This is a genomic window from Microcystis panniformis FACHB-1757 (assembly GCF_001264245.1).
GTDB lineage: Bacteria > Cyanobacteriota > Cyanobacteriia > Cyanobacteriales > Microcystaceae > Microcystis > Microcystis panniformis.
This window is the reverse complement of the sequence record NZ_CP011339.1, coordinates 5,152,575-5,174,535: the sequence shown is the minus strand read 5'-3', so window position 1 is coordinate 5,174,535 and position 21,961 is coordinate 5,152,575. Positions and strand designations below refer to the sequence as shown.

15 protein-coding genes and 5 pseudogenes are annotated in these 21,961 nt (G+C 40.5%); 8 read left to right on the top strand and 12 right to left on the bottom strand.

What is annotated here, in order from left to right; translation table 11 throughout:
* Positions 1-53: 53 nt before the first annotated feature.
* The 5 genes and pseudogenes from VL20_RS24285 to gatA all read right to left on the bottom strand — a co-directional run bounded on the left by VL20_RS24285 (position 54) and on the right by gatA (position 6,347).
* On the bottom strand, positions 54-1,406 hold the full coding sequence (locus VL20_RS24285) for a TIGR03279 family radical SAM protein (protein ID WP_052278064.1): 1,353 nt from the start codon (positions 1,404-1,406) through the stop codon (positions 54-56).
* 962 nt (positions 1,407-2,368) lie between these two features.
* A pseudogene (locus VL20_RS24280) lies at positions 2,369-2,662 on the bottom strand (Rpn family recombination-promoting nuclease/putative transposase); the annotation flags it as partial.
* A 453-nt stretch (positions 2,663-3,115) separates the two neighbouring features.
* Positions 3,116-3,550 (bottom strand): annotated as a pseudogene (locus tag VL20_RS24275) (DUF2887 domain-containing protein); the annotation flags it as partial.
* A 120-nt stretch (positions 3,551-3,670) separates the two neighbouring features.
* Positions 3,671-4,702, bottom strand: coding sequence for a DUF559 domain-containing protein (locus VL20_RS24270; RefSeq protein WP_052278062.1), 1,032 nt, complete (start codon positions 4,700-4,702; stop codon positions 3,671-3,673).
* Positions 4,703-4,895: 193 nt separating this feature from the next.
* Positions 4,896-6,347, bottom strand: a complete 1,452-nt coding sequence (gene gatA, locus VL20_RS24265) for an Asp-tRNA(Asn)/Glu-tRNA(Gln) amidotransferase subunit GatA (RefSeq protein WP_052278061.1) — start codon at positions 6,345-6,347, stop codon at positions 4,896-4,898.
* Between the two features lie 136 nt (positions 6,348-6,483).
* Here gatA and VL20_RS24260 point away from each other — a divergent pair, with 136 nt between their 5' ends.
* The 3 genes from VL20_RS24260 to hetL all read left to right on the top strand — a co-directional run bounded on the left by VL20_RS24260 (position 6,484) and on the right by hetL (position 8,769).
* Positions 6,484-7,494, top strand: a complete 1,011-nt coding sequence (locus tag VL20_RS24260) for a DUF6398 domain-containing protein (protein WP_052278060.1) — start codon at positions 6,484-6,486, stop codon at positions 7,492-7,494.
* A 197-nt stretch (positions 7,495-7,691) separates the two neighbouring features.
* Positions 7,692-8,054 carry an ArsR/SmtB family transcription factor gene (locus VL20_RS24255; RefSeq protein ID WP_002784230.1) on the top strand — a complete coding sequence of 121 codons (363 nt, stop codon included), beginning with the start codon at positions 7,692-7,694 and terminating at the stop codon, positions 8,052-8,054.
* Between the two features lie 52 nt (positions 8,055-8,106).
* Positions 8,107-8,769 (top strand): heterocyst differentiation pentapeptide repeat protein HetL, encoded by a 663-nt coding sequence (hetL, locus tag VL20_RS24250; protein ID WP_052278059.1) that lies wholly within the window; start codon positions 8,107-8,109, stop codon positions 8,767-8,769.
* Positions 8,770-9,104: 335 nt separating this feature from the next.
* Here the strand turns inward: hetL and VL20_RS24245 are convergent, their stop codons facing one another.
* Together VL20_RS24245 and tgt are read right to left on the bottom strand one after the other, a co-directional pair.
* On the bottom strand, positions 9,105-9,242 hold the full coding sequence (locus VL20_RS24245) for a photosystem II reaction center protein K (RefSeq protein ID WP_002739211.1): 138 nt from the start codon (positions 9,240-9,242) through the stop codon (positions 9,105-9,107).
* A 50-nt stretch (positions 9,243-9,292) separates the two neighbouring features.
* Positions 9,293-10,396: a tRNA guanosine(34) transglycosylase Tgt gene (tgt, locus tag VL20_RS24240; RefSeq protein WP_249264959.1), complete on the bottom strand. Its 1,104-nt coding sequence runs from the start codon at positions 10,394-10,396 to the stop codon at positions 9,293-9,295.
* Here tgt and VL20_RS33300 point away from each other — a divergent pair.
* Positions 10,296-10,571: a hypothetical protein gene (locus tag VL20_RS33300; RefSeq protein WP_249264960.1), complete on the top strand. Its 276-nt coding sequence runs from the start codon at positions 10,296-10,298 to the stop codon at positions 10,569-10,571. The two genes, tgt and VL20_RS33300, sit on opposite strands and share 101 nt — an antisense overlap.
* Before the next feature lie 80 nt (positions 10,572-10,651).
* Here VL20_RS33300 and VL20_RS24235 read toward each other — a convergent pair whose 3' ends face one another.
* The 4 genes and pseudogenes from VL20_RS24235 to VL20_RS31365 form a co-directional block, all read right to left on the bottom strand.
* The gene (locus VL20_RS24235) at positions 10,652-11,113 is read right to left on the bottom strand and encodes a hypothetical protein (protein ID WP_052278566.1); all 462 of its coding nucleotides are present in this window, start codon (positions 11,111-11,113) and stop codon (positions 10,652-10,654) included.
* Positions 11,114-11,326: 213 nt separating this feature from the next.
* A complete protein-coding gene (clpP, locus tag VL20_RS24230) occupies positions 11,327-11,926 on the bottom strand; it encodes an ATP-dependent Clp endopeptidase proteolytic subunit ClpP (RefSeq protein ID WP_002743058.1) in 600 nt (199 codons plus the stop codon).
* A gap of 543 nt (positions 11,927-12,469) precedes the next feature.
* A pseudogene (locus tag VL20_RS24225) lies at positions 12,470-13,684 on the bottom strand (ISL3 family transposase).
* Positions 13,685-13,815: 131 nt separating this feature from the next.
* Positions 13,816-13,986 (bottom strand): hypothetical protein, encoded by a 171-nt coding sequence (locus VL20_RS31365; protein WP_158499382.1) that lies wholly within the window; start codon positions 13,984-13,986, stop codon positions 13,816-13,818.
* Between the two features lie 280 nt (positions 13,987-14,266).
* Here VL20_RS31365 and VL20_RS24220 point away from each other — a divergent pair, with 280 nt between their 5' ends.
* Complete coding sequence (locus VL20_RS24220) at positions 14,267-15,946, top strand: ABC1 kinase family protein (RefSeq protein WP_052278057.1); 1,680 nt, start codon at positions 14,267-14,269, stop codon at positions 15,944-15,946.
* Between the two features lie 143 nt (positions 15,947-16,089).
* Positions 16,090-16,575 (top strand): DsrE family protein, encoded by a 486-nt coding sequence (locus tag VL20_RS24215; RefSeq protein WP_052278056.1) that lies wholly within the window; start codon positions 16,090-16,092, stop codon positions 16,573-16,575.
* A gap of 352 nt (positions 16,576-16,927) precedes the next feature.
* Here VL20_RS24215 and VL20_RS24210 read toward each other — a convergent pair.
* Positions 16,928-18,155: pseudogene (locus VL20_RS24210) on the bottom strand (group II intron reverse transcriptase); the annotation flags it as partial.
* Between the two features lie 279 nt (positions 18,156-18,434).
* Here VL20_RS24210 and VL20_RS24205 point away from each other — a divergent pair.
* Both VL20_RS24205 and VL20_RS24200 read left to right on the top strand, forming a co-directional pair.
* A pseudogene (locus VL20_RS24205) lies at positions 18,435-19,649 on the top strand (ISL3 family transposase).
* A gap of 505 nt (positions 19,650-20,154) precedes the next feature.
* Positions 20,155-21,879 (top strand): diflavin flavoprotein, encoded by a 1,725-nt coding sequence (locus tag VL20_RS24200; RefSeq protein WP_052278054.1) that lies wholly within the window; start codon positions 20,155-20,157, stop codon positions 21,877-21,879.
* Positions 21,880-21,961 lie beyond the last annotated feature (82 nt).

Here is a 21,961-nt window from a genome sequence, read left to right as displayed (position 1 = left end):
CACTAAAAACTCAAATATGATCACCGATTACTGATAATTATCTATTCTCAAGATTAGGATTTGTTGAAGGGATTGAGAGTAAGACAAGTTTTAATTAATTCCTCCACTCCCAGAACTGGATAAATAGGGACTCCTAACTGATTAATAACAGTTTCTAGGGTGAGATCATCTAAAAATACCGCTTCCCCATGCTTGAGCATGAGGGAGGGTAATAAAACCCCATCCCCAAGATTTTTACCTTGTAATCCTTTGAGAAGATCTTGCCCGGTTAATAAACCCGTAACCGTGATTTCCTGCCCCCAATAATCACTATTTAAAGTCACTAATTCCACGGTTAAACCCCGCACCTTATTTAACTGTTGAACTAGGGGTTGAAAAGCTTGTTCTACCGCATTTCCCACTACCCATATTAACCGTCTAGATGGAGTAATTTGAGCAGGTAATAACTTCTTGGCTGTCTTCTGGAAATCCCTAATAAATTGACGAATCGAGCCAACTCCGTTACCGATTTGGGGATAGTCTTCGTAGTGAGATTGAGGGGGTAAATCGACTCGGGCAATTAAAAACCATTCATCGGCTAACCACACCACATTACTGCCAAATTCTTGACGAAATTGTTTCTGTAAAGTTTGGACTTGTTCAATCACTTCTCGCGCTTTTTCTTGGCTAACGGGAATTAATTGATCTTCTTGGGGACGAAAGCGGGTTAATCCCACGGGAACTACGGCAACCGACTCCACACAGGGAATATCCCCCCGATGAAAAGAAACCAGATCTAACAGGGTTCTTTCGAGATGAATGCCATCATTAATATTGGGACAAACTACCACTTGGGCATGAATTTGTAATTGTCTGGCTTGTAGCCATTTTAAATGGTCTAAAATTTGACCAGCGCGGGGATTTTTTAAGAGACGAATCCTCAGATCGGGTTCCGTGGCATGAACGGACACAAAAAGCGGTGATATTCGCATCTTTTCGATCCGCTGCCATTCTTTTGAGGTGAGATTAGTTAAGGTTAAATAACTGCCATAGAGAAAACTTAAGCGATAGTCATCATCTTTATAGTATAAAGTTTCTCTTTTGCCCTCTGGTTGTTGATCTATAAAGCAAAAAGGACATTTATTATTACACTGAATTAAGCCATCAAAAAGGGCAGTTTCAAACTCTAAACCTAAGTCTTCATGATAATCTTTTTCGATTTTTACTTGATGAGTTTTGCCCTGACTATCAAGCACTTCTAGGGTTAAAAATTCATCGGCACATAAAAATTGATAATCGATTAAGTCCCGGGGACGATTACCATTGATAGAGACGAGCGCATCCCCGATTTCAAAACCCACCTCGGCGGCGATCGAATCTGGGATGACACCAGTAATTTTAGCTGGACGAATAGTTAATTCACTCATATTTTTAGGTCGCCATCCAATTATTTAACTGCATTTCCCAGAGAGTCTTTGGGGAGCATCTCACTTTCGTCAACCGTTCTTCTATCTTATCAAATCTCTTATCTACCTGATCAAATCTGTCATCGATCCGTTTTTCCAGAGAGTCGATTTTCCCCTCAATCCTTGTCAGAACTGCTTCTAGGGAATAAGTGACGGTTTCGTTAGCTATTTTCTCTCTCCTTTATCTCTTCTGGATTCACCATCGTGATCTCAATATCAGTATCGCTGATTTTTGCCTGCAAGTTTCAATCCCTATTAGGGGTTAAGATTAATTGGAACTACCTTTTCTTGGAATCACTTGTATTTTTTGCATGACTTTTATTTAAATAAAGTTAAAAATATTATAACACCAACAAAAAAGTAATTAATACTAAAATACTAAGATTAGTTTAATAATCTTAATAGTTATAACGTACATAATTTAAAAATGTTATAAAAAATTTTCAGTAAAAATACAATAAGGCGTTGTGGAATATTTGTATTAGTTTTGAAGTTGTATATGATTAAAGCTTTGTCCACATTTTTGTTGGTTGCCATGCAGTAAGCAGTAATAGCTAGTCCAGTTAATACTCTCACTGGATCTATGACAATATTTAAACAAGTAATGCCAATTAATAATCAATGGCAAGTCGGTAGTCCGTGTATAGCAACTGGCGGATTTACGGATATATACAAAAATGGGATAATTGTTTTAAGAAATGATGATAGAGAATAGATATTTCCGAAAATTAAATATGCGTAATCTGAAACCGTTGGTAGGGACAATTCATGAATTGTCCCTACATTTTTGGAGTAAAATTCATGAATTGTCCCTGCGTTTTCGGAGATGTCTAATGATGACACAGCTAGTCTCTCTGCTATAGTACAAAAGTCGTTTAGCATGATACGCTATCTAACCTTAGTGCGATCGCTTTGAACCTTTCCTATTCCCTTTGAGTTGCTTGTCTAACCTGTTCGATATATAATTCTAAAGCTTGTGCTATCTGTTCAAAGTTTAATCCTAATGCCAATAAACGAGGAATAGAGGCTAATTTTGCCGCTAATTCGCCTTCTTGTCGGCCTTCCTCTCTACCTTCCTCTCTGCCTTCCTCTAAAGCTTCCTGATACACTTTAGTTTGTTTTAAATCACTTAAACCAAACATCGCTTCTATCTCCTTTCTACTGACTTGGGGTAACTTATAAACCAAGATTGTCTCTATCAATTCTAAAAGTTCGGCTCTTCTCGACTTTGTGTGATAATTTTTGCTTATGGAATCGTGAAATGCTTATCGGGCAAGACTTTTAGGGCTATTTTGCGGATATTCTATCAGTATAGACCTCGTTTCCACACAGAAACCAGAAGAGCCAAAGTTCTTGCTGTTGTTTGAGATTAGGGAATTCTTGTCTAATCCGTGGAATTAATTGTTTTCCCTGCCATCAAATCATTACAGATATGCCAATAATCCCAGATGATAGAGAATAGATATTTCCGAAAATTAAATATGCGTAATCTGAAACCGTTGGTAGGGACAATTCATGAATTGTCCCTACATTTTTGGAGTAAAATTCATGAATTGTCCCTGCGTTTTCGGAGATGTCTAATGATGACACAGCTAGTCTCTCTGCTATAGCACAAAAGTCGTTTAGCATGATACGCTATCTAACCTTAGTGCGATCGCTTTGAACCTTTCCTATTCCCTTTGAGTTGCTTGTCTAACCTGTTCGATATCTAATTCTAAAGCCTGTGCTATCTGTTCAAAGTTTAATCCTAATGCCAATAAACGAGGAATAGAGGCTAATTTTGCCGCTAATTCGCCTTCTTGTCGGCCTTCCTCTCTACCTTCCTCTCTACCTTCCTCTCTGCCTTCCTCTCTACCTTCCTCTCTACCTTCCTCTAAAGCTTCCTGATAAACTTTAGTTTGTTTTAAATCGCTTAAACTAAACATCGCTTCTATCTCCTTTCTACTGACTTGGGGTAACTTATAAACCAAAATTGTCTCTATCAATTCTAAAAGTTCTTGCTGTTGTTTGACCTTAGGTAATTCTTGTCTAATCCGTGGAATTAATTGTTTTCCCTGCTTGATCGCTCTTGCGGTTGGTGCTATGATTAACTGTAAAACCCTAATAAACAAAGTTTTACTTCAATATATGGAAGGCAATTAAACTCAGCACCAAGCATGACCCTTCCGTAATCCTACTTTAGGCTATAATTATAAGAACCATCAAATCCACCCTATTCTTATTCTTCAAAAATCAAGGTTTATATCATAAAAATCAAAAAGTTTTTGGAAAAAATCTACTACTATACACTCATAGGTTTCTTGCATAATTTCAGAAGCTCCAAATCGATAAACTTCATAACCTAGCAATTTTAACTTTCTATCTTCAGCTACCATTTCTGCATAAAGCTGAGGCTTCGCATATTCTCCATCAGCATAATGTTGTTTACCATCAATCTCGATAACAATTCTTTTTGATTTTGGCAATAATAATAAAAAATCCATACGTTGTCTTATCAATCTTCTCCCATTGTTATATCTTTTGAGTTCTTTGATAGTATAGGGATCATAATGTAAATAAACTTGTGGCAGTAGAGCGGGCGAATTTTCACCCCAACGACGACATAATTGCTCGTTGTTATAGTAAGTGTCAAAAAATCTAGATTCTACTCCATTATTTTGCAAGGATTCTTTAAGTCGTTTGTAAAGAGGAGCTGCCGCTTCTGAATTTGACCAGCTAATAATTTTTTTATACTCTTTCCACCAATCAATTAACTCTATCCATAATAATCCATGACTTTGAATCGGCTTATCATAGATCAAACAGGATTCTTTATACTTCGTAATTTCAATATCATTGCTAAGTGAATCTGAAAAAATAATTTCTGGTTTAAAAGAATTAGAGGCAAAAATAATATTTTTGATATTTTGATGTCCTAGTTTTTTGGTTAAATGAATTGTGTAGCCATTAATATCAACTTCCAAACCACTTTTTTTACAAATTTCTCTTAAAGTTTGCTTATGCTCTTCCTTAATATAATAACTTTTGTATAAAAGTATTGATTCAATTACTTTCAGAAATTTCTGAATATCGTTTTGATTTTCCCAATCAATCTTTGAGTAGTATCCATTCAATTGCTCTAGGCGCGTAGATGCACGAGGCTCGTATTTATCAAATCCCGCCTCCGTAAACCAACTATCTATTTGATCAATATAATATCTATATTCTAAGCAAAATTGTCGAAACTCACTCTTTAATAAATCTAGATATATATTCATAGAGACACATCAACTTTCCGAGAAATCACCGATACATACAATACCAAATTCTAGCAATTCAGTATTAGGATCAAAATCAACAGATTGGTGGGTTATGGCGAATACCTTATTAGTTGCTTAACTGTCTCATTTGTCATCGCCTAACCCACCCTACTATTTGGCTACCGGCAAAAGATAGCCACCGGCAATTGTATCAATTTGTAAAAGATGGTTGACGTTTGTGCCAATCGGTGGCCTGTTCGTAGGCGTGCGCGACGTGAAATAATTGATCTTCGCGCAGCACATTACCCACTAATTGTAACCCGATCGGCAAACCTTGCCCATCAAAACCGCAGGGAAGACTTAACCCGGGTAAACCAGCTAAATTGACGGGAATAGTCATTAAATCCGATAAATACATACTCAGAGGGTCCGCAGTTTTTTCCCCAGCTTTAAAAGCTGTGGTCGGTGAAGTGGGAGAAACTAACACATCTACCGATTGAAAAGCTCGATCGAAATCCTCTTTGATCAAAGTCCTCACCTTTTGTGCTTTGAGGTAATAAGCATCATAATAACCCGCCGAGAGGGTGTAGGTTCCCAACATAATCCGGCGCTTGACTTCCGCACCAAAACCCTGAGCGCGAGTCTTAGTGTACATATCAATCAAACTATCGGCATCTTCCCGAATACCGTATTTAACCCCATCGTAACGGGCTAAATTCGCCGATGCTTCCGAGGGGGCGATAATGTAGTAGGTGGGCAATCCGTAACGGAAACGGGGACAGGAAATCTCTTTAATTGTGGCACCGAGGGCCTTTAACTGCTCTAAAGCTTGATTAACTGCCTCGGCAACCACCTGATCCAAACCTTCCCCGAAAGTTTCCTTAATTACGCCAATTTTTAGCCCTTTTAAACTGGTTTTCAGGAATTGGCTATAGTCGGGAATCGGCAGATTGAGACTGGTAGAATCTTGGGGATCGTAACCTGCGATCGCTTGTAATAAAATCGCCGCATCTTCTACGGTACGACCAAAGGGACCAATCTGATCGAGAGAAGAAGCGTAAGCCACCAAACCAAAGCGAGAAACCAAGCCATAGGTCGGTTTTAGCCCAACAACGCCACAAAACGAAGCCGGTTGACGAATTGAGCCACCGGTATCCGAGCCTAGGGCGACCACGCATTCTTGAGCGGCCACAGCCGCAGCCGAACCCCCCGAAGAGCCTCCCGGCACCCGGGATAAGTCCCAAGGATTAGCAGTAACTTGATAACCGGAGTTTTCTGTGGAACTCCCCATGGCAAACTCGTCTAAATTGGTTTTACCGACGATAACTGCCCCTAAATCCCGTAATTTTTGGGTAACGGTGGACTCGTAGGGGGGGACAAAATTCTCTAAAATCCGAGAAGCGCAGGTGGTGGGGATACCCTTGGTGCAGAGATTATCTTTTAATGCGATGGGAATACCTGCCAAGGGATGCAGAGATTCACCTCTGGCGATTTTCTCGTCCACTTTTTGGGCTTGTGCGAGGGCTAAATCCGGGGTTAAATGGAGAAAGCTTTTTACTTGTGGTTCGATCGCTTGAATACGAGCGAGAAATTCTGTGGCGATTTCGACGGCTGTTTTTTCTTTATTGACGAGTTGTTGATGCAGTTGACGAATCGAAGTCATGTTCAGTTACCGGTTACAACCACCGTCAGGAGCAAGCAACAACCCCAGACAGCAAAGACTATTTTAGCGTCAGTTTGGCTGTCGGTCAGCTAATCTCCTAAAATTAAGGGAAAGCCTGGGAGGAAAACCTACAGTTATGACTTTTAATATCCGACAATTAGATAATTTAGACTACGATGAAGCCGAACCCTTATTAGAAGATTATATTACTGGAGCGATCGAAGAATATATCAATTCGCCAGAGGGAGAAGCCTATTATCAAGAAAAACAAGAAGGTTGTGGTTGGATTGCTACCTTTGTCGAGTTGGGCTATCTCTATGAAGGGTATACCCTGGCTACCATGACTAAGGCAGATGTGCAGATCTTAATGGAGAAGATTTTACCACGCAAAATTACTGTCCTCGATCCGACGGAAACCGAAGATGCTATCCCTGAATTAATTAGTTTTTGGCAATTTTTGGGACGAGAATATAAATTAACTCAGGCTAAGGCTATTATTAAATATTTAGAGCAATTAGGAGATCGCTTTGGTCAACTGATGAACAATCCCAGCAGTGGCGGTTTTATGAAAAATCTCCTGTTACAAGCGCATCAGCAGGGTTTTGATATCACCAGTCAGGAGGGTTTAACAGCTTTTCAAGAAACATATAATGCTGAACAACGCGCCAAACAGCAAGCGGCAGCAACATCGAAAAAAACGCCCCCAGCTGTTCCTAAATCGGAAAATGTTCCCAAGGCAATGCAGGCCAAATATCAAGAAATTACCGCTATTACCGATAAATTTGCCGCTCAATATCTTAATGAAGAATACGCCCAACTTATTCGCCAATTAACCGCAACTTTAGCTCGTAAGCGTCCCTCTCCCCTAGAAAAAGGTAAGGCTAATTCCTGGGCTGCCGGCATTACTCACGCCCTAGGAATGGTCAATTTTCTCTTCGATCCTACTCAAAATCCCCACATTTCGGCCACAGAACTTTATCAGGCTTTTGGGGTTGCCCAAAGTACAGGACAAGCTAAATCAAAACAAGTGAGAGATTTACTGAAGATGTCCTATCTTGACTCAGAATGGGCTTTACCAAGCAATTTAGAGAACCATCCTAGCACTACTGTCCGGAACTTAATCACTACCATGCTCGGTGATAGTTAGGGTTTGCGATAAAAAGTCTGTTGGTGGAGTTAGACGGCACTCTTGCAGCAGTAGATTCCTGAATAACCCAATCTCGATCGAGTTTGCCGACTAGACTCTAGTTACCTTTCCAGTTAAACTATAGTAGTCAATAGTTATAAAGTTTTAAACGATCACCTATTGTCAGCCTTTTTAACTGGTCACTTTATTACCTACCCATGTTAGACAGTTTCTCCCCCCAAACCTCTAGCCTCGTCCTCGCTTCGGTGGCGGACTATTTCAAAGTCCTGTCGGAAGTCAGTCGCCTACAGATTCTCAGTTGCTTGCAATTAGGCGCGATGAATGGTAAAGAAATCGCTGAAGCGACCGGACTAGGTCAGGCTAATCTCTCCAAACACCTGAAAGCTTTAACCCAAGCGGGAATTATCTCGCGACAACCCCAAGGAGTCAGCGTTTACTATCAAATTACCGACCCTGTGATCTATGATCTCTGTCAGGTGGTTTGCGATCGCATTAGTCAGCAAATGCGTCAACGGGCCAGAGAATTCGAGAGTCTGCCAGCTTTCCATCTCCCTAAATAAAAATCACCAAATCCTTGACATTTTGCCTCAATTATGATAAGGAAAAATTTCCATGCTCGTAGAAGAACTTTGTCAACGTTATCGGGAGGGAGAAAGAGATTTTGGGGGGATTAATTTGCGGGAAGGCGACTTAACTAATATTTCCCTCCCAGGAGTCAATTTTTGCCGTGCAGATTTGCGACAGGCCCGGTTAGGAAAAATACGCCTCGCGCGATCGATGCTGAGAGAAGCGGATTTAAGTGAGGCGATTCTCTGGGGAGCAGATTTAAGTCAAGTGGACTTTTATCGAGCTTGTTTACGAGATGCGGACTTAAGCGGGGCTAATCTGATCGAAGCCAATTTAGAAGCCACTTATTTAACCAAAGCCGTCTTAAACGGTGTTAATCTCAACAGTGCTAATCTCCAGCAGGCCCTATTAATCGATGCCGATTTTCGCTCCACTTCCGACCAACGCACGGACTTAGGCAAAACTAACTTTTGCGGAGCCGATCTCAACTATGCTAATCTGAGCGGCTCCCTGTTATATCGAGCTAATTTGGCTAATTGCCGACTTTGCCGGGTTAATTTTCGTGCTAGTCCCGAAAGAGACGGATTTATCACCGATCTCACCGGGGCCAGTTTCCGGGGTGCGGATCTCAGTTATGCTGATTTGCGCGGGGCAATTTTAGAAGATGTGGACTTAACTGGTGCTGATTTAACCGGGACTTTGTTTTAATCTGGGAAGCTTTTTCAGTAATCAGTAAACAGTAATCAGTAAACAGTGAAAAGACAGCAGTGTTAATGTCATTTCGTACTCCTCACTTAATACCACTCACTTAAAACTCAAATCTGATAACAAAGGCCGAATCTCAGACCTAATTGGTTAAGCTAAAAGCTTTGATGTGCTTAGTTTCTAACCTTCTTTTTAGGTAGGAGAATTGTCAGATTCTGTCTTTTGCCTCTTGCCTCTTGCCTCTTGCTTTCAGAAGCTGATAACTGCTCACTGATAACTGATAACTGCTCACTGATAACTGATAACTGCTCACTGATAACTGATAATTAAGGGTCGATTTATTTAAAACCGACGGATGCTTGCCAAACAAAGGCCAGCAAGAGGAAAAATAGGGGAATCAGGGGCAAGACATCGACTAGGGGGTCGAAAATTTGGTATGCTTCTGGCAATTTGGCGAACAAAAGTGCAGTTTCCATCTCTCTATCTACCTTGACAAGAAAATTTTCAAACGTTTCCTGAAATTTTATCACGTTGGGGTAACATCTACGGCATCCTCAAGCCAAGGGGCAAAATCTTGGGCAAAAGTCCCCCCTAGGATAGATTGACGAATTTCACGGGTAAATCTGATTAATTCGGCGATATTGTGCAGAGATAAGAGAATATAACCCAACATCTCCCCCGATTTAATTAAATGATTCAGATAGGCACGGCTAAAGTGTTGACAGGTGTAACAGGGACAAGTCTCGTCTAAAGGGGCGAAATCTTCCTTAAAACGGGCATTTTTGAGGTTCCAACGCTCTCCCCGCACCAAAGCCGTGCCATGGCGACCAAAACGGGTGGGAATGACGCAATCAAACAGATCTATGCCACTAGCGATCGCCTTGGCCATTTCTCGATAGGTTCCCACTCCCATCAGGTAACGGGGTTTATTTTCGGGGAGTAAGGGGGCAGTTATCTGGACAATGCGATGAATTAGGCTCGTTTCTTCCCCCACACTCACGCCCCCGATAGCATAACCAGGCAAATCGAGTTTTACTAAAGATTCCGCCGCCGCTGCCCGTAAATCCTCATAAATTCCCCCTTGTACTATGGCGAATAAAGCCTGTTCTTGAGGTCGTTGATGGGCCGTCAGACAGCGCTCTAACCAGCGATAGGTGCGTTCTATGGATGCTTTCATGGTCTCATGACTGACTCCCGTGGGGGGACATTCATCGAAGGCCATAATCACATCAGCACCGAGGGCATTTTGAATCTGAATCGATTTTTCCGGCGTAATTTCGATTATTCTACCGTCCCGAGGCGATCGAAAGGTGACTCCCGACTCTTTAATTTGCCGGAGTTGACTAAGGCTAAATACCTGAAATCCACCCGAATCTGTTAATATTGGCTGGTTCCACGCCATAAACTCGTGTAAACCTCCCGCTTTCTCGATGATACTTTCTCCCGGCTGCAGATGCAGGTGATAGGTATTAGCGAGAATCATTTGCGCTCCCGTGCTGGCGATTTGAGCGGGGGTCAAACCTTTCACCGTGGCCAAAGTTCCCACGGGCATAAAACGGGGTGTTTCTACCGGTCCGTGGGGAGTATGCCAAACCCCAACCCGCGCACCAGTTTGGGGACACTGGCCGATTAATTCAAAGGAAAATCCCACTGTTTCAGTTATCAGTTATCAGTTATCAGTTATCAGTTATCAGTTATCAGTTATCAGTTATCAGTTATCAGTTATCAGTTATCAGCTTCTGAAGGCAAGAGGTAAAAGACAGAATCTGGCAATTCTCCTACCTAAAAAGAAGGTTAGAAACTAAGCACATCAAAGCTTTTAGCTTAACCAATTAGGTTTTAGATTCGGCCCTTGTTATTAGTAACCAGTATTTCTGCTCACTGCCTAAAAGGGGCAATCGTTGTCGTCTTCGTCTTCAAACTGCACATCCCACTTAGCGGAGAGTACCTGAGTAACCATGGCTTCGAGGGTATCAGCATTGAGACGGGCTTTCATATCGGGGTCTTGCAGTGGATTACTCAGGGGAATCAGCCGTAATTGCCGATTGTCTTGGACCAGATCAAAATAGGTTTCACCGTCGGGAGAGCGGGTTAAACGCAGATAATCGAAGCTATAGGTATTCAGATAAAGACTGTAGTTAGCGACTAGGGTGCTTTGCTGATAATCGGCGAAAACTTCCACTATCCATCCCTCCCCTTCACTCTGAATCACCCCATCGAGACTATGGATGTAGCGAACTCGTCCGATATCATCGAGGAGACGACGCATATCTTCTTTAGCGATGACCACGCCAGAATCAATAATACAGGGGGCGGGCAGGGGCTGTGAGGGCGGATGATAGTTCATAGGGATTGCCAGTAAAAAAATTTCCGTTAATAACCCACCGGGTGTTTCTACCGATTCCTGTTGCAATTTTTTTCGGGTTACGTCTCGATCTTAACCCAATCCGCTAGAACTTTTCACTGTTACTTAAGATTAATAACGATGATCGATGATTAATTTCTGCTTACTAAATATTTACAAAAATTTGGGTAGACAGGGCCTACCCGATCATGATTATTACTGGGGAGGGTTGGAAGCGGAAGGACTGCGATCGATCACTTGATCGATTAAACCATAGTCTAGAGCCTCTTCGGCGGACATAAAGAAATCCCTTTCCGTATCCTCGGCGATGAGGTCGAGAGGTTTACCGGTATGACTAGCTAGGTGTTGATTGAGTAATTGTTTGAGATAGAGAATTTCTTTGGCCTGAATTTCGATATCGGTGGCCTGACCTTGGGCGCCGCCGAGGGGTTGGTGAATCATGATCCGCGAGTTGGGTAGGCTCATTCTTTTGCCCGGTTTGCCGGCACTGAGGAGAAAAGCCCCCATACTGGCGGCTAAACCAATACAAATGGTGCTGACATCGGGACGGATTTGATTCATGGTGTCAAAAATCCCTAATCCAGCCGAAACGGAACCCCCAGGGGAGTTGATATACAAGTAAATATCTTTTTCGGGGTCTTCTGCTTCTAGAAAGAGTAATTGGGCGACAATTAGGTTAGCCAGGTCGCTGGTTACTTCTTGTCCCAAAAAGACGATTCTTTCCCGGAGTAGTCGGGAGTAGATATCGAAGGCGCGTTCGCCCCGGCCTGTGGTTTCAATAACGGTAGGAATCATTGCGCTTTCTTGTCTTGCTGCTGCGGTTGGTTTTTTGATTGTAACTTAGGGAATGGGGGATAGGGATTAGGGGAATTGGGAAATATTTTCAGTGAACAGTGAACAGTAGTCAGTAATCAGTCAACTGAAAACTCACATCTGATAACTCTCCAGAAACTTAACTCAGGCTGAGGAAGCCTCAACCAGTTGAAAGCCAAGGGATTGCGCCTTTTTCGAGAGATTGTTGATGACCCGTTGACGATAAGTACCTAGGCAAAATTATTTACACATGACGATCATTGCCCCGTAAGGGTTTTAGCTCGATCGGGCAGGTAATTAATTTTGCATGACTACTTACTGTTGTTCGTAATCATCTGCTCCCAGATCTTGATAGGATTGTTTGGTCGTCCACAGATGATAAAACCTACATTCCGCACTTCAGTTTGTAACATAAAAAGTTACAAACAAGGGCAAAGAGTAACTAAGTATAAATACTCAAAAATTCCTCAACCAAAGCGTGAGATAATGAAAAAACTATGGCTCTTCGTTACTCTTTATGCTAAATCAACAGACAAGATGCCAAGACAACATACTTCTAACCCAAAAATTACGAAAGTTTCTCAAGCCATAGGCTCTCCGTTTTATTAGTTTAAGTTTATTGTTGATTCCCTCGACCACCCCATTCGTTGTCCTTCGCTCGAAATAACTAATGATTTCTCCAAACCAGTTTCGGATTGTTTGACAACTCTTGGTAAAAACACTGGAGGATTTTGCCAACCATTCTGAGATAGATAGCAGTCCTTCTGTCGGATTCTCTGAGGTTTCATAAATCTTTCTAAATTCTTCCTTTAACTCGTGCATCTTTTTCAAACTTGGTCAATTTTCTTTGATAGCTTCTAGTTTGATTTTTTGGGTTTCCGTTAAATCTTTTTCATTTTTTAACAAGCTATATTTACTTCGCTTTAAAACTTCTAGCTTCGCTTCTTTTTCCGCTTTCTGTTTTTTATTTTTCTGCGCTTCTACGGCTCTTTTTTCTGCTTTTCTCTGTTCGTCTAACTCTTGATTAATTTGTTTCATTACATGGAATCTATCGGCGACTACCTCGGCCGATGGCATCAATTCTTTTACCAAATTTTTATAGGGCAACCAAAGGTCTATGCTGACTTCTTCAATTTGCTCTAACACCTCTTTTCCCCACCCTGTAAGCGTTTCCCTCAATTCTTCTTGTGTTCGCTTCTCTAGAATAGCTATTAGTTTTCCCGTATCTAAATTTACTAAAACTGCACAGTAATTTTTTTGTCCTTTGACTAGAGCGATTTCGTCAATTCCTAGTCTTTTTAATTTCGATAGGTCTGTCTCTGTAATTTCTTCAGCTATGTCCTCTATCATTCTTTGAATCTCTTCTTCCGTTACGTCATTTCTTCGGCTAAAATTTAAAATATCTCCTGATTTTAATTGTTCGAGTATATTCTCGGCTAGTCTTTTCGTATAGGTTCGTTTCTTGGCGACAAAATCTAACTCTTCGCTAAAGGGTTTCTGACAATTACCGCACTTAAATTGACGACGATTAACTTGTAGGTACACTGGTTGACCTGAGAGCGGTAAATCTTTGACTAAATGTCGATGATTTTGGTGTAGTTTATCGCTCTCTAACCCACAACGAGGACAGACTGCTTTTTTATTTTTCGATTCGATTCGTCAAACTATACCGATATTTTCTAGGTGTCGATAGCCTTGAATACAGGTTCCTTGTAGGTTCAAAAATTTGTCAAGTATCATAAGTAAAATACTCTGGTTTTGGCTCTTCTGGTTTCTGTGTGGAAACGAGGTCTATACTGATAGTTTATTCCGCCAAATAGCACTAAAAGTCTTGCCTGATAAGCATTTCACGATTCCATAAGCAAAAATTATCACACAAAGTCGAGAAGAGCCTGGTTTTTGGTCTCCTGGGACAATTCTTGGGGGACGCAGACCCAATGTTCTCTGGCTCCCAGGTCAATTCCCGCCGCCTTGGCATTGATGATGTTTAACTTCTGGTCACTACTTTGGGTTTTTGGGGACTTGTTTCGGGATTTGGTCATGGCTTTGTTGGCTCCGAGTTATGATCGGGGAAGTACCCTGGTTCTAGGAAGGGTTTTTTACTTGATTCTCGACCACGGGTTCACGAGTTAATCCTCGTCTCGCCAATTCTTTTTTCCTCTTTCCTAGGGACCTTTGCTGATAATCGGGTCTAATGACACCATTGTTACTCCGGTTTGAGTTCAGGATACTTCCAGATTTAGAATATCAGGGCTTGCCCCTAGTTTCTCTTTTTCTTTTTAGGGCGCTTTGCGTCCTTCAGGAGCTAATAACTGATAACTGATGCTTACTCCCTTTGATTCCCCCAGATCTTTACATTGGCAGCAAAGCTTGCGATCACCAATTATTCGTCAATTGGAGATATTTAGCTTTACAACGCAGTTTTTGACTTTTTTGCTCTGGGATCGTTTAACGGGGGCTAATAGGGGCAAAAAACGGCAAAGGAGAGCGAAATGGTTAGTAGACCGCCTCATGAATTTAGGACCAACTTTTATTAAAATTGGACAATCTTTATCGACGCGAGCAGATTTAATTCCGCTCGAATATATCGAACAATTAACCCAATTACAGGATCGAGTTCCCGAATTTAATAGTCAAGAAGCGATCCGAGTTATCGAAACAGAATTAGGACAACCCCTAGATAATTTATTTGCAAGTTTTAGCGTTTCTCCCCTCGCTTGTGCCAGTTTAGGACAAGTGCATCGAGCGCAGTTATTAAGTGGGGAAGAGGTGGTTATTAAGGTACAAAGACCGAATCTAGAAGGACTATTTAATCTCGATTTTGAATTGTTGCATCGTCTCACCCGTTGGTTAAATGTTTTCCCCGTAGTGAAAAAATATAATTTAGAAGCTATCTATCAAGAATTCTTTGAGCTACTCTTTCAAGAAATCGATTATATTCATGAGGGGAAAAATGCTGATCGCTTTCGGGACAATTTTAAGAATTATCCCCAGGTAAAAGTCCCTTTAGTTTACTGGCAATATACCACTCGCAAGGTATTAACTTTGGAGTATGTGCCGGGGATTAAAGTTGATGATCGAGAGACTTTAATAGCTAATAATATTAACGTCGATGGTATTATTCAACTGGGGATCTGTTCCTATCTCAAACAACTATTACAGGATGGTTTTTTCCAATCAGACCCCCATCCAGGTAATATGGCAGTTAGTCAGGAAGGGGAGTTAATTTTCTACGATTTCGGCACGATGTTCGAGTTAAAGTCCGTCGCTAAAGATCAAATGATCGAAACCTTTTTCGCTATCTTGAGAAAGGATACAGAAACAATCTTAAAAACTTTGATGTATATGGGGTTAATTGAACCCGTTAGAGATCTACAACCCATACGAAATATCGTGCAGTTTCTTTTAGATGAATTTCGCGATAAACCGGTAGATGTGAGGGTCTTTGAACAAATTAGCGATCAAGTGTATTTAATGTTTAAACAGCAACCTTTTCGCTTACCTCCCCAAATGACTTTTATTATTAAATCTGTCACCACTTTGGATGGAATTGCCCGCTCTTTAGATCCCCAGTATAATTTATTAGCAGCTAGTCAACCTTTTGTGAAAAGTCTAGCAGTATCAGGAGGAACTACCAACACCATGCTTATCCTAGCTAATCAAGCGCGCACTTTTCTTAAACAACAATGGCAAAAAGGTAATAAAAACGAGAGAATACTCCGTCAATTAGAGGAAAAAATCGAGCGAGGAAATTTAGTTTTTCAAGTTAAGTCACGGGAAAATGAACGACTTCTGAAAAGAATTTATCTGGGAATTAAAGTATTAATTAATGTCTGTCTATTGGGATTTAGCCTTATATCAGCCATATTTTTATTAGACACTAACTATAGCAAACTAGCCATTATTCCCTTCAGTTTAGCGGGGTTATTTGGTTTATTTTTTCTGCGTTCTTCCATGGCTTTATTGATTCAGGAAAGATTAGATAAAATGCTAGAAAAGTAAATAATTATCATCTTTAATTAGTAGATGGCTTTTGTTATCCGCAACAAAAATTAAAGTTTGACAGGCTGTCTGTTGACAAGATTTTCCAGAAGTTATCATAATGAAAATGTTTTCATTGCACCCAGCAGCAAGAGGACAAGAAAATGTTGTTAAAATCTTTAGCCCTTGGTTCCCTTGTCGGATTATCCTTAGTTACATCTATCCCAGTCTTGGCTAATCCTTCCCTTTCTCCAGTACAAACTAACGAAGCAATAATCGCTGTCGGTCAACAAAAATCCGATTTATTTGTTAATTTAACCACCGATGATCCTTGGCGAGCTGCAATGGCCATTGGTGTCGCCACCAATATGTTGAAAAAAGGTCACTCAACCACTATTTTTTTGAATATTACAGGGGTACACTTGGCTGCGAAGACAATTCCTCAACACACTAACGGTATCACTGGTAAAACCCTGCAAGCAATGGTAGTAGATTTCATCAGTCAAGGGGGAAAAGTCTTAATTTGTCCCTCCTGTATGAAACAAGCAGCAATAAAACCTGAAGATCTAATTGCCGGTGTGGTGACAAGTTCTCCCGATTCCCTAGAAGCAAATTTATTTAACGAAACGGTTAAAGTAATTAGCTGGTAAATCTAGCATTTTCTAGAGAATCTAGAGACCTTAACAATAAGGTCTCTATTATTAGTAGATTTATTTTTGCTTAAAAGAGCGGCCGCTCTTGACTCAGTCGTTATACCATTTTTCTTGGTTCGTGAACCGCCTTCCCAGAAAGCTAAGCTGTTGACTATCTAGGGTTTGCTGAATAAATATTACTGGGAGCCTTACTAGAAAACGGTTTTGGGACTTTTTTAGTCAAAAAAGTGCAAGAGACAAACGTTGAGAAATCGATCCGAGGGACTCATACTATTAGGGGTCGAGAAGGTCGTCACCGACCTCCCCTCCCATTCAGAACCGTGCATGAGACTTTCACCTCACACGGCTCCTAGTTTGACTGCTCCCTTGTTAAGGATACAGCTTGACTTCTTTTGGTTGCCATCTTGGCTTCCATCTGATGCCGATTTATCATCGTGACAGTGGCGGTGTAGCAATTGAAGGTTCTTGTATTCGTCCTTTCCGCCTAAGCTGAGAGGGTGAATGTGGTCAACTTCAATTAAATCCGATGGGGTAAAATACTGCCCACATTGGCTACACTTGCCTTGTTGCTTCTTAAGTAGTTTGGCTACTCTAGTCGGTGTGTCAATTGCTTGTCCTCTTCTGGTCGCCCAGTAAGTCCAATTTCCGTCGTAGGGTGAAGCGTCGGGGCGAACTAAGGTATGTCTGACAATTGGTGTCCAATTATGTTTCCATAAATAGAAACCGTCTTTGGTTTTGAATAACCAAGATTCGTGTCTTTCTTTCCCATTGCTGAGTTTAACTGTACCCGGTCTAAAATATTTTCTCAGCTTTTCGTAGTTCGTTTTACCGCATCTTGATACTGTCCATGCCCTTAACATTAACCAGACTGTATGGTCTAATTTATTGAAGGTATCTGACGATACTACTCCTGAGTAGTAGTTAGCCCAACCTCTAATGATTGGGTTTAGGTGTCTAATCAGGGCTGATTGAGGTGCTGTTTTGTGTTTTTTGATTACACCTTTTATCGCTTCTGTGTGGGCTTTAACTGCTTTTTGGCTAGGTTTAATGTGGGTTAGGAATGTTTTAGGTATTCCTTTCGTTGTTTTACCTGCTTTGTATTTTCCTACTGGATATTGCCTGATATTGAATCCTAGAAAGTCAAAACCGGGTTCTTCCGTTTTCCCATTATATTCAATGGGTTTGAGTGTGTGACACACTCTGGTTTTTTCTGGTTTGAGTTCTAATCCAATAGGCTTTAACCATTCAGAAATGGCAGTTTGGCACTGTTCAATGATTTTGAGTGATGGTGAAATCACTACAAAATCATCGGCATATCTTATTAAAACAGCTTGATTTATATTATTCTTTTTGGGGAATAGTGTTTCAATTAATCTTGCCATTCCCTCCAGTGCGATGTTGGCTAGTAGTGGACTTATTACCCCTCCTTGAGGTGTCCCTGTTTCTGTTTCTTCAAATATACCGTTATCCAAAACTCCTGCTTTAAGCCATTGTTTAATATCTCTTTTCAAGGAACTTGGACAGTGAATTTTAGACAGTAAAAAGTCGTGATTAATTCGGTCAAAACACTTGGCAATATGGCTCTTCGGGAATTGTTATGCAAATAATTAACTTAAAATAAAATTCGATGAGAGCAACTACGCTCAAAAGTAGCTGAAATTCATACAGGAAAGGACTTAAGGCACAAACAGGTTAATAAGTACCTAAGCAAAATTAATTACACATTTCGATAAAGCTTTTGCCTATTGCCTCTTGCCTGTCTTCACTAGGAAATTTATTTTGCATGACTACTTACCAAAAGATAGACAATTGAGTTAAAATTTGATATAATAGCCAAAAACGAGATTATTTTACTTATGATACTTGACAAATTTTTGAACCTACAAGGAACCTGTATTCAAGGCTATCGACACCTAGAAAATATCGGTATAGTTTGACGAATCGAATCGAAAAATAAAAAAGCAGTCTGTCCTCGTTGTGGGTTAGAGAGCGATAAACTACACCAAAATCATCGACATTTAGTCAAAGATTTACCGCTCTCAGGTCAACCAGTGTACCTACAAGTTAATCGTCGTCAATTTAAGTGCGGTAATTGTCAGAAACCCTTTAGCGAAGAGTTAGATTTTGTCGCCAAGAAACGAACCTATACGAAAAGACTAGCCGAGAATATACTCGAACAATTAAAATCAGGAGATATTTTAAATGTTAGTCGAAGAAATGACGTAACGGAAGAAGAGATTCAAAGAATGATAGAGGACATCGCCGAAGAAATTACAGAGACAGACCTATCGAAATTAAAAAGACTAGGAATTGACGAAATCGCTCTAGTCAAAGGACAAAAAAATTACTGTGCAGTTTTAGTAAATTTAGATACGGGAAAACTAATAGCTATTCTAGAGAAGCGAACACAAGAAGAATTGAGGGAAACGCTTACAGGGTGGGGAAAAGAGGTGTTAGAGCAAATTGAAGAAGTCAGCATAGATCTTTGGTTGCCCTATAAAAATTTGGTGAAAGAATTGATGCCATCGGCCGAGGTAGTCGCCGATAGATTCCATGTAATGAAACAAATTAATCAAGAGTTAGACGAACAGAGAAAAGCAGAAAAAAGAGCGGTAGAAGCGCAGAAAAATAAAAAACAGAAAGCGGAAAAAGAAGCAAAGCTAGAAGTTTTAAAGCGAAGTAAATATAGCTTGTTAAAAAATGAAAAAGATTTAACGGAAACCCAAAAAATCAAACTAGAAGCTATCAAAGAAAATTTTCCCAATTTGAAAAAGATGCACGAGTTAAAGGAAGAATTTAGAAAGATTTATGAAACCTCAGAGAATCCGACAGAAGGACTGCTATCCATCTCGGAATGGTTGGCAAAATCCTCCAGTGTTTTTACCAAGAGTTGTCAAACAATCCGAAACTGGTTTGGAGAAATCATTAGTTATTTCGAGCGAAGGACAACGAATGGGGTGGTCGAGGGAATCAACAATAAACTGAAACTAATAAAACGGAGAGCCTATGGCTTTAGAAACTTTCGGAATTTTTGGGTTAGAAGTATGTTATCTTGGCATCTTGTCTGTTGATTTAGCATAAAGAGTAACGAAGAGCCATTGTTTGTTACAAAGTGTATTGACCTTGAGTCCCCTTGCCTAGTTTGGTATCGATGTGATACTAAACGTCGGGACATATAAACAGTTATAAGGTTGGTCAGGGTTGACCTATTAGATTCAGTCAGGGGACTGAAGACCTTACTAGGCGGTTATTTCAGGTATTTCAACCTTATTTCATGCCTAAACGTTTCGCACAAATCCGTTGAGTACAGGCTAGTTATGAGGAGAGGCACTCATGCAAGAGGCAATAGGCAAGAGGAGCAATAAATAATCAGTCTTTAATAACCGGATTTAGTATCCTATCTTGATTCGGCAGGGCCGGCACGCAAATTAATATCCGTAATCATAGATAAAAAACTATATAAATCTAACTAATCATTTACTTTAGTAATTGGTATTTTACAAATCGCTGAAAGCAAGTCACCATAGGAATTAAGCAAATGCAGTTCCGAATCAAATCCTGTGGGAGATAGAAATTATGGTTGCTTTAATCACCCCAAAACCCGCTAAAACCAGCCGTTTAACCACACAAATCCAAGAAATCGCCGAAAATACTTTTACCCTGCGCTGTTTGGATTGGGATCGCGATCGCTTTGATATCGAATTTGGTTTAGAAAACGGTACCACTTATAACTCTTTTGTTATTCAAGGGGAAAAAACCGCTCTCATTGATACATCTCACCGCAAATTCGATCGCCTTTATCTGGATGAATTAACTAAACTAATCAACATCAATCATCTTGATTATTTAATTATCAGTCACACCGAACCCGACCACAGTGGTTTAGTCAAAGAAGTTTTAGAATTAGTCCCAGAAGTTACCGTGGTGGGGGCAAAAGTTGCCATGCAATTCCTCGAAAACATGGTACACAGACCCTTTAAACAGTTAATAGTTAAAAGTGGTGATACTTTAGATTTAGGTAATGGCCATGTTTTAGAATTTGTTGCGGCCCCTAATCTTCATTGGCCTGATACTATCTTCACTTTTGATGCTAAAACTGCCACCCTTTTTACCTGTGATGCCTTCGGAATGCACTTTTGTGATGATCAAACCTATGATCGAGAAAAAGACCTGCTAGAAGGCGATTTTCAAACCTATTATGACTGTCTGATGCGACCGAATGCTCGTTCGGTTTTAGGGGCAATTAAAAGGATCGAGAAATTTGAGATTAATCTCATTGCCACCGGTCACGGCCCCCTATTAAAACACCATATTTCTGATTGGGTGGGACGCTATCAAACTTGGAGTCAAGAACAAACTTCTGCTGATACTTTAGTGACTGTATTCTTTACCCAAGATTACGGACAAAGCGAACATTTAGCTACTATGATCAGTCAGGGTTTGAATAAAAATGATGTGGTGACAGAATTAGTCGATATGAATAATGCTGATCCCCACGAAGTCAGAGAATTGATCAATCAATCTAAGGGAGTTATCATCGGAATGCCTCCCCAATCTTCCCCGATTAACCAGACGATTTTAAGCACGATTATTGCTTCAATTAATGGCAAACAAGCGGTGGGATTATTTGAGTCAGGAGGTGGGGAAGATGAACCAATTTTCCCCTTAAGAAATAAATTACAGGAAATCGGGGCGATCGAAGCTTTTCCTCCTCTTTTAGTTAAAGACAATTCCAATCAATCCCTCGATTTGATTGCCGATGAAGCAGGAACCGACCTCGGTCAATGGTTAAGCCGAGAAAAAACGATTAAACAAATTAAATCGATTAATAACGACTTAGAAAAGGCTCTAGGACGTATTAGCACCGGATTGTACCTAATTACTTCCCAAAAAGCTGATTTATCTAGTGCCATGATTGCCTCTTGGGTGACACAAGCAAGTTTAAATCCTTTAGGTGTGGCGATTGCAGTGGCTAAAGATCGGGCAATGGTATCCTTTTTACAGCCTAGCGATACCTTTGTTTTAAATGTTTTGGCTGAGGATAATTACCAGAAATTAATGAAACATTTCCTCAAGCGTTTCTCTCCCGGTGCCAATCGTTTTGAAGGCATTAAAACCTATACTGCCAATAATGGATCACCAATTTTAGCGGATGCCTTAGCTTACATAGAATGTGAAGTCACCAGTCGTTTAGATTGCGGCGATCATTGGGTAGTTTATTGTACCGTTAATACCGGACGAGTTGCCCGTTTAGATGTCTTAACTGCTGTCCATCATCGCAAAGTTGGCAACCATTATTAACAGTTATCAGTTATCAGTTATCAGTTATCAGTTCACCGATTACTGGTTACTGGTTACTGCTCACTGAAAAATCCCCCCAACA